The organism is Okeania sp. SIO3B5, from assembly GCF_010692555.1.
Taxonomy (GTDB): domain Bacteria; phylum Cyanobacteriota; class Cyanobacteriia; order Cyanobacteriales; family Microcoleaceae; genus Okeania.
This window is the reverse complement of sequence record NZ_JAAHHG010000309.1, coordinates 1-11,864: the sequence shown is the minus strand read 5'-3', so window position 1 is coordinate 11,864 and position 11,864 is coordinate 1. Positions and strand designations below refer to the sequence as shown.

Genomic DNA, 11,864 nt, shown 5'->3' with positions numbered 1-11,864 from the left:
GGGAAGAGGGAAGATGTGGGCAGAGATAATACAAAAAATTCAACTCCTTCAGATGATTTTTCCTCACTCATTGATGCGCGAAAAGACTTGACTACCATAATTATATAGATCTCAAATGGGTTCTATACAGCGATCGCGCAACTACATTATCAAATATTCTCTCTCTTCAGACTATTAACTCTTCATTTAAAGACATTTGGTTGAGAAGATAAGCTCTGCCTATAATTGATAAATATTTTTTATATAAAAACTCTCTTGTTATCTATTTTGATTATGTATATATTAAAAGTATGAAGTAAAGCAGAGCAAAAGATATGTTTAGTAGCAGTTCAGAAAAGTTAACGATAACAACATTTACACAGGGTGCATCTCAATGCGTGAATAAAGCCAAAAATTTATCGCTTTTAGGGAACAGGGAACAGGGAACAGGGAACAGGGAATATATAGGAGAAAAGTATTTTTGCTTGCTATGAGATGCACCCTTTACACAGACATATTCAGCCACGAATTTACAAGATATAGACAGTGCTAAATCTCCAATTGCTTGGCAAATATATGAAGAATTTTTAGGCAGCATAGCTAATCAGCATAAACATCAAATAGCTTCTATGTTTAATGATTACTGTAGACAAAATCCTCATGCTATTGAGTGCAGCATTTACTCATCATAATTCTCTTAGTTTCAACTATATATCATCATTACAATCAATTCAAAATAATAGGAATAAAAAAATGCAAACTACTACTAATAATTACCCCCAAAACCCCATCGATTTTTTGCTACAACCTGGCCGTAATTTTATAGAAAATATAGATATTAATAATCCTATAATTTGCCAGAAAATTATGTCAATTAATTCCGACTCAATGCCCCTTTGCCAGAGACATTAAATTCTTTGGTCGTACAGTTTTGCATATTCCACCTCTATGTAAAATAAATCCTTTTTACTATGAACTAATGACTTTACGTTTTCGCGCCCTAACTTTCTTAGCTGATGTTTGTTTAGAAGATGTTACTCCTTATTGTTAAATATAATTCTGCATAGTAGGCAACAGATATAGCAATCCTATTTAGGTTGTAATATTTTGGTGGCAGTTAGGAGTCAGGAGTCAGGAGTAATAATTTTCAAGGTTTTTAGCTCAAATTAACTATTATAAAAATTGTCACAACCAATGTGCGAATTGCTGTATATGATAGACTATTTGGTATTATTATTTACGATTATTTAGTGCTTTTGGTGGTAATTGTATAAGATTTTTGTCTATTAAGAATGTTGCGTAATTATTTGCTAATACAGTAACTCCTTTTGGAGTGTAATGAACGAAATCAATAAAATATTCTTTGTTATCTCCCAATTTAGATTCATTATCTATGAACAATACATCAGTTTCTTCAGCTACTTGCCTAATTGCTTCATTAAAAGCTCTATGATGAGCCACAAATTCATTATGAAGAGGATATATAATTGTTGAATTATAAGGTTTATCTAACATATGAAGGAGAAAATATTCTTCGGTTGGCTGAAGTGCTTGATTACCAAACAACACTTTTATTTTATTTGCTTTTGCCAGTGCCACAAAAGACCGTAAATTCCTTTGAAATACTTCAATTGCTAACTGTGGTGGCTTAGTTCCGTATGACTTTCTCTGTAATTCTCTACTATTAATCACCCTATTAATTCGATCGCCAACAAACCAGTAAAGTTGTGAATGCTGAAATAGTAGATTAGAAAATGTCAAGGTAGATTTATAGGGAATAGAATAGAAATCATCGCTATATTTGTTGGAATAGTCGAAAGTGAAGTTAGGCCAGTATGCTGCTAGTAAATCATTGACATTATGACTAACTATAATCATATCTGGAGCCCATGAAAGCACATCCAGTTGAAATAATATTAAGGAATGGGGAGTCGCGTAAGCTGGATAACCAACATTTATTACTTCAATTGCTTTTGTGCCAAAAAATTCTCGTAATTCTGACTGTAGAATAAGAGGATAATGGGTTTTTGTCTTTTTAAATGAGAATCCATTATATGTAGTGGAACCACCAAAAACAACTATACGGAATGTACCATTTGGTTTTTTTATCGGAAACAATTCTCTATGAGTAGAGGATATGTATTTTACTTCCTTCTTATTTCTATAAAGTTTAAATCCAAAAGTTCTAAAAGGTTGTACTTGTTTGATTCTTTGAGATATTAAATTACGATGATTGGAAAAAAATCCACGTCCTTTTAGCTGATCGTATGTTCTGAGCATTATTTCTAAAACTAATATAGTTGTAATTAGAGATAAAACAGAAATTAATAAATTAGATTTCCATAATGATGGGTATTCTTTTTTCATAATATTGACTTATCCAATGCAGCAATTTTTGTTGATAGTATAACAGATTTTATAGATAGAAAAAACTGTATCTGATCGAGATAAGAAGCGCTATATCTTAGACTTTTCAGGAATAGTAAAATTCTCACATTTGATTCCTTATTGCTATATCTAATTCTGTATTATATTCCCTATTCCCTTGTAAAATAACTGCAACTTATGACATAGATAATAAATTTTCATACAAAAGATTAGCAAAAAATTCATTGCCAAATACAGAATAATGCCCATCACCTTCCAAGAATACTGTTTCTACTTTTTCATTAGGTATTATCTTTCTAAATTCAGCAATTAAATCAAGATAAATTATATTGTGCTTCTCTAATTTAACCTGTAGATATTGTCGCCAAAAATCAGATTCATTTCCATAATAGTCAAAACGAGTAGGTAAATAAATCACCACCAAAGTACTATTTTTATCTCTATTTATTTCTGCCAACTCCTCAAATATTTTCATGGCTATAGCAGGAGTTTGAGCAACATATTGATTATCAGTTTCTAACTTTCTAGGAAAAAATGTTTGCCATAGACCTAAAAATCTTAACTCTTGAATATATCTGCTGCCTTCTCTAATTTTTGGAAATAAAAAAGCACCTCATTAATTGTCTTAAAAGGGTAAGCATTTCCTGCAAGATAAGAAATATAGTCATTCTGAATAAGAATGGAACACTTTATTTAGCTGAAACTCTTTCAAGGTAAGAAACCTTTGTCCCAATCTTAACTGGAATGACTATAATATTTCCTTATATTCAATTCCGTAGCGGTTTTAACCAGAGGTAATTATCAATTATCCATTATCAATTAATTAGGGTTTGCTGAAAAAGTCTGATGGTGATGATAGGGAACAGGGAACAGGGAACAGGGAACAGGGAACAGGGAATAGTTTAGACTATCTGCTACGGCCAAATTTTCGGCATCGTCAGGGGAAAAGTATTAGCATTTTGAGGCTACAATAGCCAAAAACCTTGCACTTTTTCAAGACCTAAAAAGGCTAAAATCAATATCAGTAAATGCTTTGATATTTAATCAGCAAGCCCTAATTAATTGTTCTGTATCCTATTCCCTATCCCCTTGTAAAATAACTGCAACTTCTGGCAAAGATAACAACTTTTCATACAAAACATTAGCAATAAATTCATTACCAGATACAGAATAATGCCCATTACCGCCCAAGAAAGCTGTTTGTACTTGTTCATTTGGCATTCTCTTTCTAAATTCAGTAATTAAATCAATATAAATTATGTTTCGTTTTTCTAATTCAGCCTGTAGATATTGTCGCCAAAAATTAGATTCATTCAGATAATAGTCAGAAGATATAGGCAAATAAACAACCACTAACTTACTATTTTTCTCTTGATTAATTTTCGCCAATTCTTCAAAAAATTTGATAGCTATGGCAGGAGTTTGAACAACATATTTATTGTCAGTTTCCATTTTTCTAGGAAACAATGTTTGCCATAAACCTAAAAATCTTAACTCCTGGAAATATTTACTACCTTCTGTGATTTTTGGAACTAAAAAAGAACCTCTAGGCACAGGAAAATTATCATTAACTAACTCCCCATTTTCTAAAGACAATAATGGTTTCCCATAACCCAAAGACCTTGCCCGCTGCATCCGTACAAAATCATCAGTAATAAAAGCAAATATCTGAATATTATGGTCAAACTTAGTACCATCACGTTTGTACCATAAATAAGCCTGGTCAACACCATATCCCCCTTGACCCATATTAATGCTTTGTAAACGTTGATTGGTTAATGTTAATAGTTGACACCATGTTTGGTCATTACTAACACCCCATCCCATTGTGAAAGAATCCCCAGAACAAATTACCCTAACTTTATTAGGGGGAATATTAATAGTAAAGTCTTCATTATTTCTGAATGATTGAGAATTTGTCCGAAAATATATCCCCTGACCATACATATTTGGAATATCAGCATTAGGAATATTCACCCATCCTAATAATTCATCGTATTTAGTGTGGCGTATTTCACTAATTGGTTGAACTTTACTGATTTGATAAAACAGTAAAAGAATGCTAGATAAACCTTCAATTAAACTCAATGTAACTACTAATAAAAGCAGATTAATTAAACTAACTTTGATAATTTTTCTGCTCTGAATAAATCTCATATAGCAGTCCTATTTTAGTTTGGAAAAAATTAAATTATTGGAATTAGGAAACAGGAAATAGAAAATATACTTGAGTAGTAGATACACAAATAATTTTGCCTACTGGACTGACACAGCTAAAACTGTGCACTCTTACTACATCTACTGATTTTTCAGTGTTTTGAGAAACTCTATCTACTTTAAAGCTGACAAACCAACGATTAGCTTTTCTACTAATGATTACAGACTTGGAATTGATATTATCTGGTAATATTTAATGCATTTTTCACCCATCCAATTCGGGGTAATTTAATTTGATTAAGACCTACTGAGATTGAGCCATCTAGAGTGTTTGCGTAGCATTCCCCAGGAAAACTATCGTCTCTACCTTTTTTCTTGAATTTAGGTTGATCAGACACTTTGCTGAATCTTCGTTTCCAAGCATTTGATAAATACCTCAAAGCATATTGAGGCGCTGTTTTAGAGACTTCATAATACCAATAGTTATTCGGTTTAACCATTGCCACCAAAAGTTTATGCAGGTCGATTGCGGTAGGAAATTTCAGTTTACTATCAGGATTATTTGAATTGTGATCGAGAATGTTCCTAGTTAACCATAGTCGCCAATTATAGGCATGACGGGCTACAAAGCGCGTGTTTAGCCAGCAATGTTTTTTGCACTTTTGTGGGGTGTAACTCAGTATGATGTCCAAGTAGCATAAACAGATAATCCCAGATTTTTATAGATAAAACCAGATTTTAACCAACAGTTACAAGCCCTCTCGCTCGGTTCGCCCTCTGTTTGACGACACAAGGTTATTGGTTCACAATCCATACCAACTATTTCTTGTACTATATACATGATGTTCTCCTGATTTGAATTTATTCTTCGTGACCAGAAAATCAGGTATCAAGCCTACTACTTCAATAATGAGGTACTGATAACTGATAACAAAAATGACAGACTCCCGACACTGAATCAGAGATTCTAGTGCAGGGCAACATCTGAGTCAGTCTTTTAGAGCTGTGACATCTTAAAAGACGTTCCCAGAAACTTATTTCTGAATTTTTTGAGCTAGCAGCCACTATCAATTTCTTGATGTTCTAAAGTATGTAAGCTGGAAACTTGGCAAGAGAATCATCAAAGTATACCCAAAAGGTACATCTCAACATTGTTGGGAGTGTCTAAACAGAGTGTCTAAGAGCTTGTCAGAGCGCTGGCATTCTTGCCCTAGATGTGCTCAAGAACTAGATAGAGACTATAACTCACCCACCCCTCTAGCTCCCCTCCCGGGAGGGGATGGGGGTGGGTTGGATTGTTATCAACACAGGGGGAGGACATCACCTCTGTTAAAACAGCGGTCAGGGTTTCCCTGGCGCTCAGAATCCCGCGTTGTCCCGTAAGGGCAACGTCGGGAGTATGTCAATACCAACCTACTTACTACGATGCTCATTATTGTACTTAATTCTAGCGCCAGCCCATTGTAGTTTTTCTCTAAGAGTCTGGAAAAATGAATAATTTTCCCGCAAAATAATAAACTTAGCCTGACAATCTGCTATTCGTACATCGACTCGTTGTCCAGGCCAAATAGCAGTACATAGGACTCCATCTGCCCAGAGCTTTGTAGTTAAATCATTATCCTCTAAAGGCCAAACACTAACTATACAACCAGGAGGAAGCACAATAGGACGACTAGAAAGACTTAAAGGACAAATTGGAGTCACAGAAATAGAAGCCATACCAGCGTGCATAATTGGTCCATTAGCAGAAGCAGTATAACAAGTTGAACCAGTAGGACTAGCAACAATCAGTCCATCCCCTTGATATTGGTCTACTACTTCTCCATCAATCTCTACTTCCAAAATTGAAGTGGGCATCCGGTCCGCAGAAGCAGGTTTAATACAAAATTCATTCAAAGCTAAAAAGTGATCGCTTGCTGGTTGGAGGTTAGTGCGATCGCCATTAAACACCGCTGACTGTAACATCATCCGTAGTTGTACAGCATAGCGGTCTTCAAATAACCTATCCCATACTTTCTGTGTATCCTTAAAATCTTCAAAATTTTCTGTCAAAAATCCCAAATTTCCTCCCACATTAACTGCCAACATTGGAATACCTAAAGCTGCTAAATGTCTTGCAGCAGCTAAAGCGCTACCATCCCCTCCTAAAACCACTGCTAAGTCAATTTTATGAGTGCTAGAGGCCAGAAAAACTGGATATGGATTATCTTGTGGTCCACTAGGCCCCATTAACACTTGACAGCCTCTATCTTCCAACTGTCTAGCACATTGTTCTGCATAATGCTGACTCACATCATCTTTGGCCTTATGAGCAATAATTACTCGTTTAATGTCCATAGTTAATATTATAGATTTTAGATAGAGATTGGCAAAATTCCTGTACCACTGAATAATTGTATAGCAATAGCTAGAGCCTTTAGAACTAGGATAATTTCTGTATCACTTATGAAAAACTTATTTTTTCGGCGAGTATCTAGATTTTTCAAATCAGATTTAGTATGGCTCTAAACAACCTATTTTATTATTTGTCAATATGATTACCGAAGTGAGTTGATTATAATCATTTTTGATCGATTAATTAGTAGCCAAATACCCCTGTTAGAATCACAGCAAAAAGTAAATATAGAAAAATTATTAATCTGATGTCAAATTGAGGAAGAACAGCTATAATTTCTCTTGTTGTTATGTACAGTAACTGTTAAGCAAATGTTTTTTCAGTCTCATAGTAGGTTCAAGTTATTAGGAAAATCTATTTTTGTACTGTTACTGCTCACTTCTGTTTATGGATGTGAAAAAGTAGTTTCTAGCACCGTTGGTAATAGTCAAGCCATTGCAGTAGAAAAAATCGAACTACCATATAAATTAGTAGCTCAGTTAATAGCACAAGATGGGAAAGGTACAGACTTTTCTGGAGTACCAATTTTAGCATCTTCAAGATTTGTGATTATGCCTGATAAGCGAGAAGAATTTATTAAATTAATCAATGATATTATTCCCAAAGTGAGAAAGGAGTCTGGCAATATTAGCTACAGTTTATATGAGGAGATCAATAATCCTAATTCTTTTCTGATTTTTGAAGAATGGAAGAGCAGAAAATCTTTGAATAAATTTATAGGGACTGATATTAATAAAATAAAGATAGAGAAGATTAGACAAATATCTGTTGAAGAACCTAGTTTCAAAGTTTTACATTTTCAAAGTATAGACTTTAAACTTTAAAAATTATTGTTATAGGATTTCTCATGCAGGTGAGGTGAATGGTATGTTCCTAAATTCTGTTGCCTAAAATCATAAATTTCGGATCTTCCTAAGTAGATATTCCTAAGTATAAGAAAAGCTATATTATAGATTTTTATTGCTAATTCAGCATAACTGGATTTTAAAGACTGAAAGTATTACTGGAAAAGGCTTACAACACCTACAGTTCTGAATGGAGAGTTTCTAACCTTGAGATCCCTGAAAGCCTTAGCTAGCAATAGTTATTCCAAGAACTTTGCACTGTCTAGTACGAAAATAAAAATTCAATTTTTTTTATCTCTTTTTCAGATACTTCTCTTTTCTCCTGCCTGTTGCCAAATTCTTCAAAAGTAAACTCTTGATCGAGTGAGGAAGTAATATGTTTAACCATCAAAAAATTATGGCAAAATTCAATTTGCACCAAGCCAAAAAATCTATTATTTTTATCATAGTATTAAGCTCTTTAATGGGTTGTCAATCTCAGCTAGAAAATACAAATAGTAGTGATGATTTCTTACCAACACTAGACTCAGTTACAGAAACAACTGCGCCTAATAATATTAATAATCAACCTATATTAGAAAACAAAAAAAATCAACCAAAAAATAACAACCTAAGTCAAGCTCCCATACAACCAAGAACAGAATTCATGGGATTACCTGTAGCTGTATCATCAAGATTTGTAGTCAAAGCAGACAAACGAGAAGAATTTATCAAACTAGCTACAGAAGCTACTAAACAAACCAGAAGCGAACCTGGTAATCTAAGTTATAACGTTTACGAAGAAGTTACTTATTCTAATTCATTTATATTTTTTGAAGAGTGGAAAAGTAGAGGCTCACTAGATAAGCACTTAGCAACTCCCTATGCGAAAAGTATAGTAGACCAATTTAGTGAATTAGTTGAAGGTGAACCTAGTTTGAGAATTTATTATATTGAGCGGACAGAATTCCGACGTTAATTTTTTTAAGAAGGAACGGGGCTTGTAACTGTTGGCTAAAATCTGGTATTATCTATAAAAATCTGGGATTATCTGTTTTATGTTACTTGGACATCATACTGAACTACACCCCACAAAAGTGCAAAAAACATTGCTGGCTAAACACGCGCTTTGTAGCCCGTCATGCCTATAATTGGGGACTATGGTTAACTAGGAACATTCTTAATCACAATTCAAATAATCCTGATAGTAAACTTAAATTTCCCACATCTATCGACCTGCATAAACTTTTGGTAGCAATGGTTAAACCTAATAACTATTGGTATTATGAAGTATCTAAAACAGCGCCGAGCTATGCCTTGAGGTATTTATCAGATGCTTGGAAGCGTTGCTTTAGTAAAGTGTCTGGTCAACCTAAATTTAAGAAGAAAGGTAGAGACGATAGTTTTCCTGCGGAATGCTACGCAAACACTTTAGATGGTTCAATATCAGTAGGTGTGTTTCATATAAAACTACCCCGAATTGGATGGATTAAAACTTATGAAATACTGCCAGATAATGTAACTCCTAAATCTGTAACTTAAGCCAGGAAAGCTGATAGATGGTTTATTAGTTTCAAAGTAGAAACCATACCCCAAATTACTGATAAATCAGTAGATGTAGTTGGTGTAGATTTAGGAGTAAAAACTTTAGCAACATTGTCAACAGGTGAAGTATTTGAGGGAGCTAAGTCTTATAGAAAGTTAGAAGCCAAACTCTCTCGGTTGCAATATTTAAACCGACATAAAGTCGTCTATTCGTCTAATTGGAAAAAGGCTCAACTTAGGATAGCTCAAGTACACAGCCAAATAGCTAATATCAGAAAAGATACATTGCATAAACTAACTACTTACTTAGCTAAAAACCACAGTCAGATAGTAATAGAAGATTTGAATGTATCTGGAATGATGACTAACCATAAGCTAGCTAAAGCTGTTGCCGATATGGGTTTTTACGAGTTCAGAAGACAGTTAGAGTATAAATGTAAGTTATACGGCTCGGAGGTAATCGTTGTTGATAGATGGTTTCCTAGCTCTAAGACTTGTTCTAACTGTGGAACTGTTAAAAAATCTCTGTTTTTATCAGAGCGCGTTTTCAATTGTGAACACTGCAATTTTAGTTGTGATCGAGACTTGAATGCAGCGTTAAATTTAGCTATGGCGGGCAGTTCGTCCGTGACAGCCTGTGGACTGGATAACGCCGACGTTGCCAGGTTGAAGCAGGAATAGGACAGATTGTTTAGAGAAAATCATAGATTTATATAGATAATCGTAGGTTTCTAAGAACGGATACAGATAATTCCCGTAATTAAAATTAGGCAAAGCTGAATACAAAAATAGTAATCTTTCTAGAATTTGAAACAGTAATCGCAGATGTGGTTTGAGAGGTTCAATAACTCAAATTGGTCTCCAGTCAAATATGACAGTGGAGACCAAAATTTTATCTTTATCTGTAGTTTGATTTATTTACTTTCCCTGGTTTGCTTTCGTATTCTCCTAATCATTCTGAAATCGTTCAGAAGATATGTTTATCATTATCCAATTCTAGGTTGTAAGCTGCTATGAATATTGAAAAGTAGTTAACCGAAGTATTGTTTAATTTTATCGGTAGAGATTCCCTGATATATACTTTGTATAACTTGAAGCTGAATTGAATAATAGATTAGAAGTAGAAGCGATGGAAATTCCCTAGTTTTGGGATGAAGGGATGCTAATGTTTGCATCATTTAGGTGGTAAAGATGAGAGTCAATTACTTATTTTTGCGCTTCAATGCACCCAGACCAGATCCCAATAAACCAAGACTTAGAAGACTCATTGTTGCAGGTTCAGGAATACTCTCACTCTCACTCAGAATACCGCTTCTTTCTTCTTGCCCAACTAGGTCAATGTTGACATCACCGTAATAATGTCTCACACGATTTTCTCCTTCTCCATTAAGACCATACTCTTCGTAGGTCTCTCTGTCGTCAGTATTTATCATATGAAACCAGTGAGAGAAGCCTTTGTTTACATTCTTGCCATTCGCTCCAAGACCAATTTGACCTTTGTGTGTCTCACTCATGTCTGTTAGGAAAAATGTATCTGTAGAATTATTATTACCATACCATTCTCCTATTTCAGTTAATAAAGACTTGCTACTATCAATGGTGTAATAACTCCAATCATTAACATCCACGATGCTGTAAGGGTCATTCCGATTCAATTGTTTTTTAGGTGCAAGATCAGGAGCGATCGCTCGTCCTTCTTGTAAATTTCCTAGTGAGTTGAACCAAACATCTACTGCAAATTTTTTATTCCCTGCGCCAATGTTACCAATTAAATTAATTGTGCCATCATCATATTCATTGAAGAAAGCATCACCCTCGAAATCAAAATCACTTGAGAAATTAGGTATCCAGAAGGCATGATTATGGTTAGCACTATGATATTCGTCTGAAACAGCTTCGGATGCTTGCCAAGTATTTACGATATTTGCTGCTGCTGCTTCTTTTGCTTGACTTAATGTACCTAATGCAATGGAACCTAAAGCGAATACGGAAGTTAATAATTTAGTTGTTTTCATTGGTTTTGTTCTTTTGAACTGTGTGTTGTTTGTTTCATTAGATCTAATATAACCACTGCAGAAGGTTAATAGGTAAAGGATGTGTAAAGATTTGGATGATTTTGATAAAGTTTAGATAAATAATACTTTAAGTCTTTCCCTGCTTTACGTTCATCTATTTTTAAAGTAGTAAAATTTGTGTTGACTCTGTAGATGCAACTATAAGTTATAACTTTTATGGCAAAATCATCTGCTTAAATCTGGTTTATTTGTCACTTATGGAATATTTTATGGGAAAATAATTGCTAGATAAAAACTCCTGAAAGTTATAGCGCTGCGCGCAGGCAACAGGCAACAGGCAACAGGGGGAATAAATTACTGATAATATAAGACTTTTAGCTATTGGACACCTCCTGTGATTTGTAAATATGCCAGCGCACATTGCTATATATAAATAGGGTTTGCTGAAAAAGTCTTTTTGTAGGGGGAGGAGACAGGAGACAGGAGACAGGAGACAGGAGAAATGGGAATTATAGAGTAGGTAGTCGGAAAAATTGTCCCAAGATTGTTCTGCCACAATAA

General features: G+C 34.3%; 14 protein-coding genes and 2 pseudogenes. 8 read left to right on the top strand and 8 right to left on the bottom strand.

Translation table 11 applies throughout. The features are described from left to right. Positions 1-512 precede the first annotated feature (512 nt). The 3 genes and pseudogenes from F6K54_RS43250 to F6K54_RS29605 all read left to right on the top strand — a co-directional run. Positions 513-671, top strand: a pseudogene (locus F6K54_RS43250) (CP12 domain-containing protein); the annotation flags it as partial. A 61-nt stretch (positions 672-732) separates the two neighbouring features. Next, on the top strand, positions 733-891 hold the full coding sequence (locus F6K54_RS29610) for a hypothetical protein (protein WP_293085814.1): 159 nt from the start codon (positions 733-735) through the stop codon (positions 889-891). Continuing rightward, positions 857-1,030 (top strand): Mo-dependent nitrogenase C-terminal domain-containing protein, encoded by a 174-nt coding sequence (locus F6K54_RS29605; protein ID WP_366558268.1) that lies wholly within the window; start codon positions 857-859, stop codon positions 1,028-1,030. The genes F6K54_RS29610 and F6K54_RS29605 overlap by 35 nt, the downstream gene beginning before the upstream one ends. A gap of 182 nt (positions 1,031-1,212) precedes the next feature. Here the strand turns inward: F6K54_RS29605 and F6K54_RS29600 are convergent, their stop codons facing one another. The 5 genes from F6K54_RS29600 to F6K54_RS29580 form a co-directional block, all read right to left on the bottom strand. Further along, positions 1,213-2,346 carry an SGNH/GDSL hydrolase family protein gene (locus F6K54_RS29600; protein WP_293085811.1) on the bottom strand — a complete coding sequence of 378 codons (1,134 nt, stop codon included), beginning with the start codon at positions 2,344-2,346 and terminating at the stop codon, positions 1,213-1,215. A gap of 196 nt (positions 2,347-2,542) precedes the next feature. Continuing rightward, complete coding sequence (locus F6K54_RS29595) at positions 2,543-2,842, bottom strand: hypothetical protein (protein ID WP_293085808.1); 300 nt, start codon at positions 2,840-2,842, stop codon at positions 2,543-2,545. Between the two features lie 599 nt (positions 2,843-3,441). After that, positions 3,442-4,524 (bottom strand): hypothetical protein, encoded by a 1,083-nt coding sequence (locus F6K54_RS29590; RefSeq protein WP_293085805.1) that lies wholly within the window; start codon positions 4,522-4,524, stop codon positions 3,442-3,444. Positions 4,525-4,763: 239 nt separating this feature from the next. Next, positions 4,764-5,216: a hypothetical protein gene (locus F6K54_RS29585; protein ID WP_293085802.1), complete on the bottom strand. Its 453-nt coding sequence runs from the start codon at positions 5,214-5,216 to the stop codon at positions 4,764-4,766. After that, on the bottom strand, positions 5,201-5,365 hold the full coding sequence (locus F6K54_RS29580) for a hypothetical protein (protein ID WP_293085799.1): 165 nt from the start codon (positions 5,363-5,365) through the stop codon (positions 5,201-5,203). Before F6K54_RS29580 ends, F6K54_RS29585 begins: the two co-directional genes overlap by 16 nt. A gap of 233 nt (positions 5,366-5,598) precedes the next feature. On the opposite strand from F6K54_RS29580, the pseudogene F6K54_RS29575 reads away from it, so the two are divergent. Beyond that, a pseudogene (locus tag F6K54_RS29575) lies at positions 5,599-5,907 on the top strand (zinc ribbon domain-containing protein); the annotation flags it as partial. Positions 5,908-5,937: 30 nt separating this feature from the next. On the opposite strand, the gene F6K54_RS29570 reads toward F6K54_RS29575, so the two are convergent. Beyond that, positions 5,938-6,861: an NAD(+) kinase gene (locus F6K54_RS29570; RefSeq protein ID WP_293085796.1), complete on the bottom strand. Its 924-nt coding sequence runs from the start codon at positions 6,859-6,861 to the stop codon at positions 5,938-5,940. Positions 6,862-6,878: 17 nt separating this feature from the next. Beyond that, positions 6,879-7,010, bottom strand: coding sequence for a hypothetical protein (locus tag F6K54_RS29565; protein ID WP_293085793.1), 132 nt, complete (start codon positions 7,008-7,010; stop codon positions 6,879-6,881). A gap of 220 nt (positions 7,011-7,230) precedes the next feature. Here F6K54_RS29565 and F6K54_RS29560 point away from each other — a divergent pair, with 220 nt between their 5' ends. The 4 genes from F6K54_RS29560 to F6K54_RS29545 all read left to right on the top strand — a co-directional run bounded on the left by F6K54_RS29560 (position 7,231) and on the right by F6K54_RS29545 (position 9,969). Beyond that, positions 7,231-7,743: a putative quinol monooxygenase gene (locus tag F6K54_RS29560; protein ID WP_293085790.1), complete on the top strand. Its 513-nt coding sequence runs from the start codon at positions 7,231-7,233 to the stop codon at positions 7,741-7,743. 418 nt (positions 7,744-8,161) lie between these two features. After that, positions 8,162-8,722, top strand: coding sequence for a putative quinol monooxygenase (locus tag F6K54_RS29555; RefSeq protein WP_293085787.1), 561 nt, complete (start codon positions 8,162-8,164; stop codon positions 8,720-8,722). An 86-nt stretch (positions 8,723-8,808) separates the two neighbouring features. Further along, positions 8,809-9,285 carry a hypothetical protein gene (locus F6K54_RS29550; RefSeq protein ID WP_293085785.1) on the top strand — a complete coding sequence of 159 codons (477 nt, stop codon included), beginning with the start codon at positions 8,809-8,811 and terminating at the stop codon, positions 9,283-9,285. Positions 9,286-9,309: 24 nt separating this feature from the next. Further along, positions 9,310-9,969: an RNA-guided endonuclease TnpB family protein gene (locus F6K54_RS29545; protein ID WP_366558267.1), complete on the top strand. Its 660-nt coding sequence runs from the start codon at positions 9,310-9,312 to the stop codon at positions 9,967-9,969. Positions 9,970-10,490: 521 nt separating this feature from the next. Here the strand turns inward: F6K54_RS29545 and F6K54_RS29540 are convergent. Further along, entirely contained in the window at positions 10,491-11,303 is an 813-nt protein-coding gene (locus tag F6K54_RS29540) for a PEP-CTERM sorting domain-containing protein (protein WP_293085782.1), read from the bottom strand. Positions 11,304-11,864: the final 561 nt, after the last annotated feature.